This is a genomic window from Paenibacillus sp. FW101-FHT12H11 (assembly GCF_058790355.1).
Map to the genome: position 1 here is coordinate 225,610 of NZ_JBYTCO010000009.1, position 16,724 is coordinate 242,333.

At 48.3% G+C, this 16,724-nt stretch carries 14 protein-coding genes and 1 riboswitch; of the genes, 2 read left to right on the plus strand and 12 right to left on the minus strand.

What is annotated here, in order from left to right:
• Positions 1 to 9 precede the first annotated feature (9 nt).
• From AC3WTJ_RS27075 to AC3WTJ_RS27105, 7 genes are all read right to left on the minus strand, one after another.
• Positions 10 to 1,068, minus strand: a complete 1,059-nt coding sequence (locus AC3WTJ_RS27075) for a LacI family DNA-binding transcriptional regulator (protein ID WP_492524460.1) — start codon at positions 1,066 to 1,068, stop codon at positions 10 to 12.
• A gap of 151 nt (positions 1,069 to 1,219) precedes the next feature.
• Positions 1,220 to 2,035: an ABC transporter ATP-binding protein gene (locus tag AC3WTJ_RS27080; protein WP_492524461.1), complete on the minus strand. Its 816-nt coding sequence runs from the start codon at positions 2,033 to 2,035 to the stop codon at positions 1,220 to 1,222.
• 3 nt (positions 2,036 to 2,038) lie between these two features.
• A complete protein-coding gene (locus tag AC3WTJ_RS27085) occupies positions 2,039 to 2,857 on the minus strand; it encodes an ABC transporter permease (RefSeq protein WP_492524462.1) in 819 nt (272 codons plus the stop codon).
• Positions 2,858 to 2,878: 21 nt separating this feature from the next.
• Positions 2,879 to 3,901 (minus strand): ABC transporter substrate-binding protein, encoded by a 1,023-nt coding sequence (locus AC3WTJ_RS27090; RefSeq protein WP_492524463.1) that lies wholly within the window; start codon positions 3,899 to 3,901, stop codon positions 2,879 to 2,881.
• A gap of 65 nt (positions 3,902 to 3,966) precedes the next feature.
• A riboswitch (guanidine-I (ykkC/yxkD leader) is annotated at positions 3,967 to 4,074 on the minus strand.
• A gap of 401 nt (positions 4,075 to 4,475) precedes the next feature.
• A complete protein-coding gene (sdhB, locus tag AC3WTJ_RS27095; RefSeq protein WP_127452857.1) occupies positions 4,476 to 5,240 on the minus strand; it encodes a succinate dehydrogenase iron-sulfur subunit in 765 nt (254 codons plus the stop codon).
• Between the two features lie 2 nt (positions 5,241 to 5,242).
• On the minus strand, positions 5,243 to 7,006 hold the full coding sequence (sdhA, locus tag AC3WTJ_RS27100; protein WP_127452859.1) for a succinate dehydrogenase flavoprotein subunit: 1,764 nt from the start codon (positions 7,004 to 7,006) through the stop codon (positions 5,243 to 5,245).
• 16 nt (positions 7,007 to 7,022) lie between these two features.
• On the minus strand, positions 7,023 to 7,676 hold the full coding sequence (locus AC3WTJ_RS27105; protein ID WP_315953269.1) for a succinate dehydrogenase cytochrome b558 subunit: 654 nt from the start codon (positions 7,674 to 7,676) through the stop codon (positions 7,023 to 7,025).
• A 288-nt stretch (positions 7,677 to 7,964) separates the two neighbouring features.
• Here AC3WTJ_RS27105 and AC3WTJ_RS27110 point away from each other — a divergent pair, with 288 nt between their 5' ends.
• The gene (locus tag AC3WTJ_RS27110) at positions 7,965 to 8,861 is read left to right on the plus strand and encodes a LysR family transcriptional regulator (protein ID WP_492524464.1); all 897 of its coding nucleotides are present in this window, start codon (positions 7,965 to 7,967) and stop codon (positions 8,859 to 8,861) included.
• Between the two features lie 44 nt (positions 8,862 to 8,905).
• Here the strand turns inward: AC3WTJ_RS27110 and AC3WTJ_RS27115 are convergent, their stop codons facing one another.
• From AC3WTJ_RS27115 to AC3WTJ_RS27130, 4 genes are read right to left on the minus strand one after another with little or no spacing between them, the layout of a single operon-like run.
• The gene (locus AC3WTJ_RS27115; RefSeq protein WP_157319610.1) at positions 8,906 to 9,643 is read right to left on the minus strand and encodes a response regulator transcription factor; all 738 of its coding nucleotides are present in this window, start codon (positions 9,641 to 9,643) and stop codon (positions 8,906 to 8,908) included.
• A gap of 39 nt (positions 9,644 to 9,682) precedes the next feature.
• Positions 9,683 to 10,942, minus strand: coding sequence for a cation:proton antiporter (locus tag AC3WTJ_RS27120; protein WP_492524465.1), 1,260 nt, complete (start codon positions 10,940 to 10,942; stop codon positions 9,683 to 9,685).
• Position 10,943: 1 nt separating this feature from the next.
• A complete protein-coding gene (locus tag AC3WTJ_RS27125) occupies positions 10,944 to 11,606 on the minus strand; it encodes a potassium channel family protein (protein ID WP_315953265.1) in 663 nt (220 codons plus the stop codon).
• A gap of 14 nt (positions 11,607 to 11,620) precedes the next feature.
• Complete coding sequence (locus AC3WTJ_RS27130) at positions 11,621 to 12,973, minus strand: TrkH family potassium uptake protein (protein ID WP_407870981.1); 1,353 nt, start codon at positions 12,971 to 12,973, stop codon at positions 11,621 to 11,623.
• Positions 12,974 to 13,136: 163 nt separating this feature from the next.
• Here AC3WTJ_RS27130 and AC3WTJ_RS27135 point away from each other — a divergent pair, with 163 nt between their 5' ends.
• On the plus strand, positions 13,137 to 14,780 hold the full coding sequence (locus AC3WTJ_RS27135) for a CPBP family intramembrane glutamic endopeptidase (protein WP_492524466.1): 1,644 nt from the start codon (positions 13,137 to 13,139) through the stop codon (positions 14,778 to 14,780).
• Here AC3WTJ_RS27135 and uvrC read toward each other — a convergent pair.
• Positions 14,740 to 16,671 carry an excinuclease ABC subunit UvrC gene (gene uvrC, locus AC3WTJ_RS27140; protein WP_492524467.1) on the minus strand — a complete coding sequence of 644 codons (1,932 nt, stop codon included), beginning with the start codon at positions 16,669 to 16,671 and terminating at the stop codon, positions 14,740 to 14,742. The two genes, AC3WTJ_RS27135 and uvrC, sit on opposite strands and share 41 nt — an antisense overlap.
• Between the last annotated feature and the right edge of the window lie 53 nt (positions 16,672 to 16,724).

Genomic DNA, 16,724 nt, shown 5'->3' on the forward strand with positions numbered 1-16,724 from the left:
TGGTCTTTCTTATTTTCCTGAAGATTTCCGTACGATCATCTCTAGATCAATAAACAGTTCATGCCCTGTCACACGAGGCAAATATTCTTCAAGCAGCTGCATATTCTCCTCGTCCAACTCTTCCCCAATCTGCCGCATGAGGAAAGCCGCAACCAAGCTGGTTTGCAAATCAACCGGCATCTCGAAGCTGGTGATGGACGGGTAGCTCGACTTGGAGAAAAACTCATTATCCATCCCAATGAGCTGTATCTCTCCGGGCACGGATATCCCACGTTCATGGCAAAGGGCCAGAAGCTCAAGCGCCAACGCATCATTAAACGTATAGATTCCGATAGGCCGCAATTCCCCGCTTAAGCGCAGCGCTTCATCAAGTGTACCCTCAATTCCAAGCTCACCTGCATCCAAAAGCGCATGCATGGTCGATTCTCCACGATCGCTTAACCCAGCCATAAATCCTTGGATACGCTGTTCGTTAGCTCCCATTCCTTTGCTTCTGCCTGCATAAATCACGGAGCGGCAGCCATTCGCCAGAAAATGCTGAACCGCCCCCGAAGACGCTTTCGCAAAATCCAAGTTAACCGCCATTTTGACGATTTCGTTCGGCCATCCCCACCCATTGAAGATGACAAGGGGCGTGCCCTCTCCGACTAACTGCTGCGTAGAGTGCATGCTCATCGCCAAACCATGGCTGACCAAGCCGTCTACTCTGCGCTGTAATAAATGCTCCAGATGGCGCTGTTCAATCTCCGGATCCATACCGGCCGCCGAGAAGATGGACAAATGGTAGCCAAAATGATGCACCTTCTGCTCCAGGTTCTCTGCAAAACGGCCATAATAGCCGCCAAAATGCGGAATAATCAACCCGAGCTCATAAGATCTGCGGCGGCTCAAATTCGTCGCCATCACATTCCGGCGATAGCCTAACCGAACAACGGCTTCTTCCACCTTGCGGATCGTTTCGGGCGCCATCGGCACCTTTCTGCGATTGATAACATTCGATACGGTAGCAATGGAAACGCCGGCTTCCGAAGCTACATCGACAATGGTCGGCTGTTTACTTTTATTCACATGATTTCCCTCATTTATGAATCGCTTTAATTTATTCTATCGAACAGCCAATCCCTCGTCAATTAGAACAGTAAAAGTAAATTTTCCAGAGTTTGTCCAGATCCAGCTAAACAACAAAAAAACTTGACCGCAACAACGGCCAAGTTTCCATTCATTCCTCATGATGCCCTATCAAAGAAATGATCTGTTTTTTCAACTTCAGGAAAGACTCCGAATCCTTTACGTCTTCTACATCCCGCAAACCGTGTGGAATGACGATTTCCTTGCGAATTGTGCCCGGATGCGCCTGCATCACATACACACGCTGGGAGAGGAAGATCGCTTCCTCGATATCGTGCGTGATGAAGATTACGGTCGTCTTCTCTTTCTCCCAAATGCGCAACAGCAGCTCTTGCATTGAATTTTTGGTCTGCGGATCGAGCGCCCCGAAAGGCTCATCCATCAGCAGCACTTCCGGATTGTTGGCGAGTGCTCTTGCGATCGCCACCCGCTGCTTCATCCCGCCGGAGAGCTCCTTCGGCAGCGCTCTGGCGAACTTTTGCAAGCCGACAAGCTCCATGAAGTGATCGGCTATGGCTCTTTTTTCGAAAATAGGAATACCCTTCAGCGTCAGTCCGAACTCGATGTTTTCCCGCACGGAAAGCCAAGGGAACAGCGTGTAGGATTGGAACACCATCCCGCGATCAGCGCCAGGACCATCAATTTCATGCCCCGAAATGCTCAGAGATCCTGTTGTCATCGTCTCTAGACCGGCAACAATTCGCAAAAGTGAGGACTTCCCGCAGCCGGAGGGACCAACAAAACTTACAAACTCATGGGCATCCACATGAAAGGAAACTCTATCAAGCGCTACGAACTGCGACTTCTTTGAACTGTACACTTTCGTTATATCGCAAGCCGTAATTTTGCTCATTATTATTTCTTTTTCATGCGAAGATTCGATATGTAGGGCTTGTTGTGCTCGCATCAGTTAACGCCCTCCTTCCAACCATGGGAAAAATCTACGGTGACAATAAGCAAAGGTACGGTCCGTCATCAATCCGAGCAAGCCAATGGCGATAATACCCACGAAGATTTGATCCGTATTCAGGAACCTTTGCGCTTTCATGATGGAGAACCCCAGCCCGCTGCTTGCCGCAACCAGCTCCGCCACCACAAGATAGGTCCATGCCCAGCCAATAATTAAACGCAAGGTGTTCATCAAATCAGGCAGCAGCGCAGGGATCAGCACTTTCTCAATGGCTTGCCAGCGATTCGCGCCAAGGGTGTACGAGGTTTGCAGCAAATCGTTAGACACCGATCGCGTATTGTCTGCCACCATCAGCATGAGCTGGAAGAAGCAGCCGATGAAAATGACGATGACCTTCGCCCACTCCCCGATTCCTGCCCAAACCATAATCAGCGGAATGAACGCCGTAGCCGGCATATAGCGAATGAATTCGGTCGGTGGAACGAGCAGCGCTTCTGCAAAACGAAACGTACCCGCCAGAATCCCAAGCGGAATCCCAAGCAAACAAGCAAGTAAAAATCCTGCCCCTACGCGGAAAATACTAATGCCAACATGATGCCAAAAAGTGGAACTCTGCAGTTGAATGGCAAATTGGCGAAGCACTTGATCCGGTGTCGGCAAGAAGGTTCGATTCACCAAATTGCCATAACTGAGCACACTCCAAAAGACAAGTGCCAAACATATCATGAGAACAATGCCTGAAACATACGTTTTACGATTGATGTCGCCCCTTATGGCAAACAACGTGGATTTGCGTCTTTTTTTCATAGCCGTTTCCATAGAGCACCTCTCACTCACCTGTTATTTCTTTCGCTCTTTCATCACTTCTTCAATAAAGTGTCCGTCCAAGAAGCTCTCCGCTTTCGGGATGGTGCTCAGCATATCCAAGCTTTTCAAGAACTCGGCTGTTTTCTGAGATGTATAGTGCAGGGAGCTGTACGAATCGCCTTTTTGGAAAGCTTTCACATTATCGTCTAACTGAAATATTTTCACGCTGTCGACCCCAGCTTTGTATTCTTCCACTGGCGTCTCAGCCGCCTTCGCCATAATTTGCAGAGACTCTTCCGGATTAGCTTTCCAGTAGTCCAGCGCGTCGAACCAGGCATTCAAAATTTTCTTCACTTCTTCCGGCCGATTTTTGGTAATTTCTTCTTTAAACACGAGCAGATCAGGAATGAGTCCAGGCGTATCCTTGGAGGAAAATAACAGCTTGCCTTTGCCCTCTTGAATCGCTTTGCTCAGGAATGGTTCCCACAGTACGGCGCCGTCCAGGTTGCCTGAGATGAAAGCAGGTCCTGCATCGTTCACTGTCATATTGGTGTAAGAGACGTCCTTCTCAGCGAGGCCGGCCTTCTCAAGCGCCGTTAGCATGAGCAGGTGATCAACCGTTCCCAGCTCCGTTGCCACCTTTTTCCCTTTTAAATCCTGCAGCGAATTGATGTTAGGCTTGACTACGACGCCATCTCCACCATTGGAGTTATCGTTCACAAGCACTGCTTTGAGTGGAATCCCTTTGCTCGCAGGAGCAAGCGTATCACTTAAAGTTTGGCTATTCGCATCGACTTTGCCGGACGCAAGGGCAGATAAGGAATCACTGTACACGGGGAACCAAACAAGATCGACCTTTACCCCATTTTTCTCAAAGAACCCTTTTTCCTTCACCAAATACCAAACAAACCAGCCCGGCCATGGGCTTAGCGCCAATTTGATGGGTTGATCACTGCCACCTGCTGCCTTGCTTGCTGCCTCTTTGCTCGAGCATCCGCTCACGACTGTAAAAGCGAGTAACAACGCCATCATCAGAAATACCATTCTTTTTCTCATTCTGATTCTCCCTCTCCATTTAAACTGGTAAAAAGAAAAACCCGGAACGATATCATATTCTGATATCCTCCCGGGCTTTTATCCCTCCGTGTGCACGATGACCTTCACCGTGTGTCTTCTCTTGGACCAGACCGACAGCCTTCATCTGCCGCGGAACCCTAGAAAACAAGTTTGCTATGAGGTTGTAACTAACTCTTACATTTGTCTATATCATACTTACATCCTAGACTTATGTCAATATACATAACACAAATAATCATTTTGTTGTCAAAATGTTCATTTGTGTAATAATATATTACATAATAACAACGGATCTGGAGGTGTAGACGATGTATTCGATTCATTTCCACTTAAGTATGTTAGATATAACTATGGCATCATCACCAAGAAACGAAACAGCTCCCCCTACAGCAGCAAGCCAGGAAGAACTGGCCATCAAGCATCCTCTCCAGACCTCCCCTATAGATAACGCTGATTGGGCGGAGACGAACGCGCTTCCCCCGGCAAATTAACCCCAATATGCACAAAAGCCCGACACCCTGTCGCTCAGGGTATCGGGCTTTATTCTTAACCCTTACACACCTAACCATTTCTTGAATAGATGTTTCGTTGTGTCTGCATTCAATGCAGCGATGGAAGTCGTCAGCGGAATGCCTTTCGGACAAGAGCGTACGCAGTTCTGCGAGTTACCGCAGCCTTCGATACCGCCATCTGTCATCAGCGCATCCAAACGCTCGTCTTTGTTCATTTCACCTGTTGGATGAGCATTGAACAAACGAACTTGAGAAAGCGCGGATGGTCCGATGAAAGAGTTCTTGTCATTAACGTTCGGACAAGCTTCCAGACATACGCCGCAAGTCATGCATTTGGACAACTCGTATGCCCATTGACGCTTCGACTCCGCCATACGCGGTCCTGGTCCAAGATCATAAGTACCGTCGATCGGAACCCATGCTTTGACTTTCTTCAAAGCGTTGAACATGCGTCCACGGTCGATGACAAGGTCACGCATAACAGGGAACGTGCTCATCGGAGCTACGCGAACCGGCTGCTCCAGCTTATCGATCAGAGCCGAACAAGCTTGGCGCGGCTTACCGTTAATGACCATGGAGCAAGCTCCGCAAACTTCTTCCAGACAGTTGGATTCCCAACAAACTGGTGTAGTTTTATCGCCACGCGCGTTCTTTGGATTACGTTGCACTTCCATCAAACCGCTGATGACGTTCATATTGGGACGATAAGGAACTTCAAATTCCTCGGTATAAGGCTTAGAATCCGGACTCTCTTGACGAGTCACGATAAACTTCACGGTTTTCTGTGCGCTTAGTGTCTCAGCCATGATTAATGTCCTCCCTTTTTCTTCTCCGTGGAGTAATCACGTTTCCGCGGTGCAATCAAAGATACATCAATGTCTTCATAGCTGATTTTCGGACCTTCCGGCGTCCAATCGGCAATCGTTGTTTTCATGAAATTGTCATCATCACGTTCAGGGAAGTCAGGCTTGTAGTGCGCGCCACGGCTCTCGTTACGCATTAATGCACCCACCGTCATCGCTTCAGCAAGCTCGAACATGTTCCAGAGTTGGCGTGTGAACGCTACCCCTTGGTTGTTCCAACGAGCTGTATCTGTAATGTTGATGTTGTTGTATCTTTCTTTCATGTCTTTGATTTTATTGATTGTATCTTCAAGACGATCATTGTAACGAACAACCGTCATATTCGCATTCATCATGTCGCCAAGTTCTTTGTGCAGAACATAGGCATTTTCTGTCCCGCTGTTCATTTTGAGCAAGCTCTCATAACGGTCTTGGTGACGTTTCTTCTCACGATCGAACACGATGGAAGACGTATCATCCGCATGTTTCTCTAGGCCGCGAATATACTCAACCGCTTTAGGACCGGAGACCATACCGTCATAGATCGCCGAAACAAGGGAGTTCGCGCCCAAACGGTTTGCACCGTGATGCTGATACTCACACTCACCCGCAGCGAACAAGCCCGGGATATTCGTCATCATGTTGTAATCAACCCACATACCGCCCATGGAATAGTGAACCGCCGGGAAAATCTTCATCGGGATTTTACGCGGATCATCGCCCATGAATTTCTCGTAGATTTCCATGATACCGCCAAGCTTGATATCAAGCTCTTTTGGATCTTTGTGAGAAAGGTCAAGGTAAACCATGTTTTCGCCGTTAATACCAAGCTTCTGATCGATACATACGGAGAAAATTTCACGCGTTGCGATATCACGAGGCACTAAGTTTCCGTACGCCGGATATTTCTCTTCAAGGAAGTACCAAGGCTTCCCGTCTTTGTAAGTCCAAATACGACCGCCTTCCCCACGTGCGGACTCTGACATCAAGCGAAGCTTGTCATCGCCAGGAATCGCCGTCGGGTGAATTTGAATCATTTCACCGTTCGCATATTTAACGCCTTGTTGGTAAACAGCACTTGCTGCCGTACCTGTGTTAATGACGGAGTTCGTTGTTTTACCAAAGATAATACCAGGGCCGCCTGTTGCCAAAATAACAGCGTCAGCCGGGAATGTTTGGATCTCCATGCTGCGCAAATCTTGAGCCGCAATACCACGGCAAACATTCTCATCATCCAGAACGGAGCCAAGGAATTCCCAGTGCTCGAACTTCGTAACAAGACCAGCTGTTTCCCAGCGGCGTACTTGCTCATCAAGTGCATACAGAAGCTGTTGCCCTGTTGTTGCACCCGCAAATGCCGTACGGTGATATTTCGTTCCGCCGAAACGACGGAAATCAAGAAGACCTTCTGGTGTACGGTTGAACATAACACCCATACGATCCATCAAGTGAATGATGCCTGGTGCTGCATCACATAATGCTTTAACTGGCGGTTGGTTCGCCAAGAAATCTCCACCGTAAACGGTATCGTCAAAGTGCTCCCACGTGGAGTCCCCTTCACCTTTCGTATTCACCGCACCGTTAATGCCGCCTTGCGCACATACGGAGTGGGAACGTTTAACAGGAACCAAGGAGAACAATTGCACGTGAACTCCGGCCTCCGCTGCTTTAATAGTCGCCATGAGTCCCGCAAGGCCTCCGCCGACGACGATGATTTTCGAATTAGCCACTTCTGTTCACCCTCCCTTAATGCCCCGAATGCGCTTCTACCGGAACTTGAAATTGCGTATCTGTAAATGCAGTCAAAGACATAATAAACATCACGGACATCACCACGAACAATACCATCCAAATAATGGAGGAGTAACGTTGTGCGCGAGGTCCAACCGTAATTCCCCAGCTTACAAGGAATGACCATAAACCGTTGCAGAAATGGAATGTCGCTGAAACGATACCAATCACATAAACCGTAAACATAACTGGATTCGTCGCAATGTCATGCATTGTCATGCCGAGATTTTCGTGTGCAACATTGCCCAGTGCAACTTGCAGACGAGTCTCGAACAAATGCCACGCTACGAACAGGAACGTAATAACGCCGGTTACCCGTTGAAGCATAAACATTTGGTTACGGAAATAGCTGTAGTTCGAGACGTTATTACGTGCTTGATAAGCCACATAAAGTCCATAAACGGCATGGTAAAGAAGCGGAAGCCAGATGCCCACGATTTCTAACAGCAGGACCAACGGCAGACCGTTCAACCAGTTAATTTGATCCACGAATGCTTCAGGACCCTTCGTTGCTTCATAGTTAGTGAGCAAATGCTCAATAAGGAAGAAGCCCACTGGAATTACACCAAGCAAAGAGTGGATCTTTCGAAAGTAATACGAATTACCCATAATGTAACCAATTCCCCCCTCAACAAAATTTCATAAATACCATCCGACATGTTCTGACAAAACAAGCCACATACCATTCTACTCTCGCCGCAAACGAGCGTCAACCCATAATCATCCACGCCTATTTTACACCTAATTAGTAAGCGAATATACACGGTCGTCCAATAAATGTGAATAAAAAGTGACATGTACATCGTACCTCTTCTACGCTTATAATGGAAGTGCCGTTTTTTTATATATACTTATAACTAATTTGCATATACGAATGAATACGGAGATGAAAAAAACATGGAACTCTTGGATGTTTTCGCCGTTGTTGTCGAACAAGTGAGCCTGAATAAAGCGTCACAGCTGCTTAATATCTCACAACCGGCTCTTTCACGCAAAATCATGAAGCTGGAAGAAGAACTCGGCGTGGAGCTATTCATCCGCAAAGGAAAACGTCTTGAGCTGACCAAAGCAGGTCAGATCTGCTACGATCATGCGCTCGAGCTTCGCCACGTGGAACGGAAATTCAAGCAAACCCTTCAAATGTACAAAGCTGCAGGCACGCATTCTTCGATTACGGTTGGCGCCAGTTTAACAACTTTGCAGGCTACACTGCCGGATCTGATAACAGATTACTTGCAGGTTTATCCGCTCACAGAGATTAAACTGCTTACAGGCAAAACGCATGAAGTCGTGACCATGGTCAAAGAAAATAAAGTCGATATCGGTATCGTCGCTTCCCAAATCAATGCATCAAGCCTGCACTGCGAGCCGTTGTTCGATGATCATCTTTGTCTGGTGCTTCCGCTGGGGCATCCGTTCATTGATCGATCCCATATTACGATGAGCGATTTGAACGATCTGCCGATGATCCTTTTCTCCAAAGGCACCTGGTATCGCATCCTGATGGATGAGCTCTTCCATCGGTATACGATTTTCCCTAATGTCCAAATGGAAATCGATTCTTTCGAGGCGATCATCCGGCTCGTGTCTACCTGCAAAACCGCGACGCTGCTTCCTAAGTCGTATCTGCGAGAAGATTTGATTCAGAATAATGAGTTAATTCTGCGCTATTTAGTGGAACTAGAGCAAACGAAACGAACCACATCGCTGATCTACTCGGACCAGGCAACTGACAACCCGGAGTCCCTTAAATTCATCGAACAAACGATCAACTACTTTGCCAGGCACAAATAAACCTCCAATTCGCTCGGTATATCGAGCAAATTAGAGGTTCTATGCTAATAGACAAACTTATAACCCACGCCCCAGACCGTTCGGATCCGCCTAGGCTCTTTGGGATTGTCTTCGATTTTTTTGCGAAGATTGGCAATATGCACATCAATCGCACGATCGGTGACATAGGAATCGAAGCCCCGGACGGTTTGCAATAAATCCTCTCGCGTGTACACGCGACCAGGATGATTGACAAAACATTTCATAATTTCAAATTCCGAATACGTCGTCTCGACCAGCTGCCCCTGGACAATCATCGAACGGGTTTGAAGATCAAGGGTAATCTTGTTTTTATCCGCGAGCAGCGCCTCATCTGTTTCTGGCTTTGTATCGTGGCGTACCGCCTGGTTCATACGCGTGTTGTCACCCGCATTTTGATACAAATTGGAACGACGGATCAAAGCATGGACTCTAGCGCTCATTTCATGCATGCTGAACGGCTTACACATATAGTCATCGGCTCCAGCCCCCAGCGCAGCCACCCGTTCAACCACTTTATTTCTCATCGAGACAATCATGATCGGCACACTCAACGTAGTTCGCACCTGTCTGCACAGTTCAAGTCCGTCCATATCCGGCAGCATAAGATCCAGCAAAATGACGTCAGGAGCAAACGGTTTAACCGCTTCAATCCCCTTTTGCCCCGTCTCCATTCGAATGACTTCAAAGCCTTCTTCGCCCAAATACATGGAGATCATATCGCCGATCATAGGATCGTCTTCGATTATTAATACTTTGTACATTCGGAGTCCACCTTCGCCTCGAAATTCTCTCGTTGAGACTTACAAGACGGAACCATCAGCTTCCGGCCCGTCCGACTTCACTTCAAGTCCCAGCTTTTTCGCTACAAAAGCCGTTGTGCTTGCCTGGAACAGGATGGTGATCAGCACAGCCATAAAAGTCACACTCGCAATGAGATCACTGTGCGCAATCCCCATGCCAGCCACCATTCCGCATAAAGCCGCTGGAATGACACCTGTTTCACGAACCCAGAACATAAATAGGATCTCATTCCATTTCCACTTCGCTTTACGATCCGGCCACGTACAGACCAACACCGTCAGCGGACGTGCGATAAAAACAAATACGAAGATGACACCCAAACTCGTCCAAAAATGCTCGAGGATGACCGGGAAATTCACTTGGCTTCCCAGAAGAATAAAAATTAGCATTCGCATGATAATCGTAATATTTTCGGAAAAATGCTCCATTTCATGGCGCTTATCTTCCATATCGAGCTTGAACGTGCCGGCGTTCCCCCAGATCAGCCCCGCTGTAAAAGTCGCCATAAAGCCGCTTACACCTAGCATTTCTCCTGCCATATATGCGCCTAACGAAGTAACGACCATCGCAATCGTTGCATAATCCTTCAATATGCCAAGTTTCAAATGAGCGGTAAGAAAGGTCATCGCATAGCCGATAACAGCCCCAAGCAGAAGCCCTCCGAGTGCCGTTTCAACAAAATCAAGCGTGCTTGAAAGAAGCGAAACTTCCTGCGTGCCCAGGATGACAGCAATTAGCGAAAATGTCAGAATGGACGCCGTCGCATCATTAAAAGCCGATTCACTTTCAACGGTCTCTCTGACTTTGCGGCGGATTTTCACTTGTTTAAATACCGGAATGAGCGTTGCCGGATCTGTTGATGCAATAATTGCCCCAAGGAGCAAAGCATACAACCATGGCAGATCCAGAAGGAAATGCGAAGCTGCTGCAACGGCCGCGCAGGTGATGATCACACCGGGAATGCTAAGCATGCCGACTGTAACCCAGACTTGCCGCAAACCGGTGAGCTTGATATTGCGTCCCCCGTCAAAGAGAATTAGCGCGGAACCGATAACGAGAATGAATTGATTCGTAAACGAGGCACTTGGCTCATAAATCCAATGGAACGCTTGTCCAGCGATCATACCTGCTACAAGAAACATGGCAACATCGGGGAGTTTCAGCCAGTTGGCTGCCTTCCCGAACAACATCCCTAATCCGAAAATGAGCACGAGCAGCACGATGACATGTTCGATGAGTTGAGAGGTTGAATTCTCCATCTTATCGGATAACTTCGCTTTCAAATTCTTCGATTTGATCGTTCGTTCCGATGATCACCATGACATCATTTTCGTTCACCACATCAGTAGCGGTAGGCGCGATAATAACACCTGTTTGCTTGTTAACCGCCACCACGCTGCAGCCGTATTTGGCACGCGGATCCAATTGTTTGATCGTAAGCCCGCACAGCCTTTTCGGTACGGAAAGTTCTGCAATCGTATAATCTTTGGAAATTTCAATATAATCCAATAAATTCGGTGAATTGAGCTGATGAGCTACACGTATCCCCATATCGCGCTCCGGATAAATGACGCGGTCAACCCCTAGCTTTTGCAAAACTTTCCCATGCAATTCAGACAGGGCTTTGGCTACTACTTTTTTAACCCCTAAATCTTTCAAGACAATTGCTGTTAAAATACTGGACTGAATGTCGTCCCCGATCGCTACGACTGCGCAATCAAAATTACGCACTCCCAGAGACTTCAGCACATCTTCATCCGTGGCATCCGCCACAACGGTATGCGTAAGCTCATGGCTCATTTCGTCTACCGCTTCCTCATCCTTATCGATGCCAAGCACCTCATTGCCCAGCTTAATAAGCTCTTTGGAAATGCTGGCTCCGAATCGCCCAAGCCCGACTACCACATATTGCGTTTTCTTCATTTGTTAAGCTTCCCCTATCCAATCGTGATTTTACCCTCTGGGTATCTATATAATTCCTTCTCTTGTTTCGGCTGAAGCGCATAAGCGAGCGTGATCGGGCCAAGGCGCCCGGCAAACATCGTCAAGCTGATGAGAATTTTACCGAAGAGCGTTAAATCAGGCGTGAGTCCCATCGTCAGTCCTACCGTCGCGAACGCGGAAGTGACTTCAAACAAGATTTTGAGCAGCTGCGAATCTTCCGTGGTCGATAGCAGCATGGTAACCGTAATGACCAGAAATAAGGCAATCATCGTTAACGTAATCGCTTTAAGGATACGGTCCTTTGCCAAACGGTAGCGGAAAATGACAATATCCTCTTTCCCACGGATCATCGTGACAATGGCTGCGATCAAGATGGTAAAGGTCGTTGTTTTGATACCGCCGCCTGTGGAACCTGGAGATGCCCCGATAAACATGAGAATGACCATGAAAAATTGCGTAGCTTGGCGAAGCGCGCCAATATCCACCGTATTCGGCCCTGCGGTCCTCGGCGCGACGGATTGAAAGAAGGAAGCTAGTATTTTGCCGCCTAAATCAAGTGAACCTAAAGTTCTGTTATTTGTATATTCGAATATAAAAATGATAAGAGCTCCTGCAACGATAAGAAGGCCGGTCATGCTTAGTACAACCTTCGAGTGCAAAGAGAGCTTCCTTGTTTTGCGATAATCCATTGCATCCGACATCACAATAAAGCCTAATCCCCCTAAGACAATAAGAGCCATCGCGACAAAGTTAACAACAAAATCGTCTGCATATCCCGTAAAGGAAACGAAAGGAGCATCGACTGTGCCGAATAAATCAAACCCTGCATTGTTAAACATGGAGATCGCATGCCAAATGCCGAAATACAGTGCTTTAGAGAAACCGAGGTCAAAGCTCCAACGGATCGTGAAAATAACGGCCGCAATTGCTTCAATGGATAAGGAGTAAATAATCACTTTACGGATCAAACGGACAATGCCTTCCATGCTCCCTTGATTGAAAGCCTCTTGAAGCACCAACCGTTCCTTGAGGGTAATTTTCTTGCGGAAAACAAGGGCAAGCAGTGTAGCCATCGTCATAAACCCTAATCCGCCAATCTGAATTAAGGAGACAATGACGATCTGTCCGAACATGGTATACGTACTTCCCGTATCAACAACAACGAGTCCTGTCACGCAAGTCGCAGAAGTTGAAGTAAACAGCGCATCAATAAATGGAACGGATTGACCAGTCGCTGAAGCAATCGGCAGTGTGAGGAGCCCTGCTCCGATAAAGATGATGACGGCGAAGCCAAGAACCAGAATCTGTGGCGGTGTCATCTGCCAAACACTTATTTTTTTACGCATAGAACCTCGTTCCCCGCTCATCTATAGTCATTCGGCTTCACTTGCAAATATAGGTATTATATAACTGTTTGATTTGTATTTCCACCTAAAATTCGCATTCTTGTAAAACTCATGGTAACGTGGAAATGAAGGTTTCATACTCGTGAATTCAGAAGGGAAATGAATGATGCCAAGGCCGAAATTTAACCGGTTTCTCCTCCTCCTAGCCTGTGTAGGCATAGCCCTTTATGCGGGCATAACAGCTTTATATGGCTTACAAACGGAAGAAGCGCCGGCGGGCGAGAACCCTTCCATCACCAAAGCGCAGGCCGCAGAACATGCTTCTACCTTCATCAGCGAGCGTTATGCGATCAAGGGGAGCAACACTTTTGTAGCGTATCAGTCTAAAAAAGAACGCAGCGGCTATTTGCAGAAAGAACATTTATCCGAAAGCTATGACGCGGCGTTTGGCAAACGCTATCCGCTGGACTATTACCAAGTCAACGTGAGTGATGCCAAGAAGAACCGGCAATTTGAAGTTGAAGTCAACTACACGGACGGTTCCGTGATCGGATGGCGTGAGGTCTATAACACCGAGAGCGAGAGTGCTCTGATCAGCAAACAGAAGGCTGACATTATGGCCAAGCAGGAAATGCGGGCTCACGGGCTTGATCCCGATGACATGAAAGCCATCGATAAAGATGATGGCGCAGCGCAGAAAGACTCCGGCTTGGTTCTATACTATGAAAAACAATCTCAACCTATGGGAGAAGCGAAATTACAAGTTCGCGTGCAATTCGATGAGAAGAATTTAGTCGGCTACACCGTGCTTTTCAGCTTGCCGGCTTCGCATCTGGATTGGCTTGACGCACAGGATCATTCCGCTTCCGTGATGACCTGGATTTCAATGGGCTTCTCCATTCTTATGACCATTGCCGCCATTGTCCTTGTCATCATTTATCGGAAGCAAATGAGATTTCGAAGCGGACTGCTGCTGACGGCTATTTTCTTAGCCATTTACATCGCCAATAACTTTAATATGTACCCTGCTTTCCGCTTGATTAGCGGCGCAGGCCCGAGTGCTGAGTTTGCCACATGGGCAACGATTATTTTTATGAACGTACTAGCGGTTGGACTCGCCATTTCACTCTACTTCTCTCTTGTAGCCGGCAATGGCCTATGGAATTCGATGGGGCAGCCCAAATGGCCAACCTGGAAGGAACAGATGTATGGCACAGAGGTATTTTATGGCATGGGACGGGGCTATTTACTGGCGCTTTTCATCCTTGGCATTCAACAAGTCCTGTTCTACACAGGGGATGTCAAATTTGATGTATGGGCGGTCAATGATCCAACCGATTCCGTGCTCAACATGGTGGAACCCCGCCTTTTCCCTTTGATGGCTTGGGTTGCGGCGATTTCGGAGGAAGCCACTTACCGGCTGCTGGGCATTATCTTATTCAAAAAGCTGTTCCGCAATAATTTCATTGCGATTCTTATTCCTAGTGTGATTTGGGCGGCCAGCCACACCCAGTATCCGATCTATCCGGTCTATACGCGGTTAATCGAAGTAACCATTATCGGTATTATTCTTGGTTATGTGTTCCTCAAATATGGCTTCATTACCGCCGTTTTCGCTCATGCCTGCATGGACAGCATCCTGATGGGGATGTCGCTCTTCTCCTTAGGGCACGTAAGCGATGTGCTGTGCGGGATCTTGTACCTCCTGCTCCCAGCCATCGTCGGCTATTTCCTAACTTGGCTGCACGGAAAAAGGCGGGGTCCCCTTATTCCTGGGGAACCGCCGCCTCGCCTTGGAGCGCTTTGAGAATCTCGCCTGCTAATTTCTCACCTATACCCAGAGGCTTGAAGTCTTGGACTTCAGCCTCTTTTATTTTGCGCACGGAGCCGAAATGCTTCAAGAGGGCCTTCCTGCGCTTCTCCCCGATACCCGGGATGGCATCGAGCTGTGAGGCTACCATGGACTTCGCCCTCGTTTCCCGGTGGAACGTGATGGCGAAGCGGTGGACCTCATCTTGGATCCGTTGAAGCAGATAAAACTCCTGACTGTCCCGCGGCAGCGGAATGATCTCCGCTGGATCTCCCATCATCAACTGCGCCGTCTTATGCTTCGCATCCTTCACTAGGCCGCAAATCGGAATGTACAGCCCAAGCTCATTCTCCAAGACATCGACCGCAGCGGAAATCTGCCCTTTGCCTCCGTCGACGACGATAAGATCCGGCATCGTCAGATTGTCCTTCAGCACACGTTCATACCTGCGGCGAATGACCTCACGCATCGTCTCGTAATCATCCGGGCCAACAACGGTTTTCACTTTGTACTTGCGATACTCTTTGCGATCGGGCTTCCCGTCCACAAAAACGACCATCGCCGAGACCGGATTCGTCCCTTGAATGTTCGAGTTATCGAACGCTTCGATCCGGCGAATCTTGCCCATACCGAGCCATTCGCCGAGGTTTTCCACGGCTTTGGTCGTCCGGCTTTCGTCCCGCTCCACGAGACGAAACTTCTCATCCAGCGCGTTGCGGGCGTTATCTTTGGCCATATCGACCATCTGCTTCTTCAGCCCGCGCTGCGGGATGTGGACCTTGACCTTCAGCCACGATTCCAGCGCCTCGCGGACATCTTTCATTTCAGCCTCCGCTTGCGCGGAGGGTTGCACCGGCTGCTCAGCAGGGACAACGTCCACTGCTGGTGCTGCGCCTGCTTCCGCCTCAGGCATGCCTGGCAGGAAAATCTCCTTCGGCAGCGCAGGATTGTCAATGTACATCTGCGTGACGTAGGTGATGAAATCGCTGTACTCATCGCCATAATACGGAAACAGCGAGACGTGCCGCTCGATGAGCTTGCCCTGGCGCATGTACTGGATGTGTACCGCCATCCAGCCCTTATCCACCGCATAACCGAACACGTCACGGTCCTGCGCGTCAACCGCATTGATCTTCTGCTTCTCCATCAAGGCGTCGATGCTCATGATATGATCGCGCAGTTCCTTCGCGCGCTCGAAGTTCAGTTCTTCCGCTGCCGCCAGCATCTTGGTCGTCAGCTCTTCCTTAATGACATCGTGTCCCCCGTTCAGGAAACGGGTAATCTCCTGCACCATCCGCTCATTCTGCTCAGCGGATACCTCATACTCGCAAGGCGCCAGACATTGTCCGATATGAAAGTATAGGCATACTTTATCGGGCATTGTCTTGCACTTGCGCAGCGGGTACAACCGGTCCAGCAGCTTCTTGGTCTGCTGGGCCGCAAAAGCATTCGGATAAGGGCCGAAGTACTTGCCCTTATCCTTATACACCCGCCGCGTGACTTCCAGACGCGGCTGCGCCTCGTGGGTAATCTTGATGTAAGGGAACGTCTTGTCATCCTTGAGGAGTACGTTGTACCGCGGATGATGCTGCTTAATCAGATTACACTCGAGAATGAGCGCCTCCACATTGGAGGAGGTGATGATATATTCAAAGTCGCGGATTTCGCTGACTAGTCTTTGCGTCTTAGCACCATGGCTTCCTGTAAAGTAGGAGCGCACCCGGTTTTTCAGCACTTTGGCTTTTCCTACATAAATGATCGTACCTTCGCGGTTCTTCATAATATAGCAACCAGGTTTATCCGGTAATAAGGAAAGCTTATGTTTAATCATTTCCAGACGCTGTTCACGGACGGCCGCGTCCTCTTGCTCATGGTCAAACTCCGTCATGATTCCTATCTCCTTTCGTGCACAAAAAAAGCTCATTTTCAGCATAGCAGAAA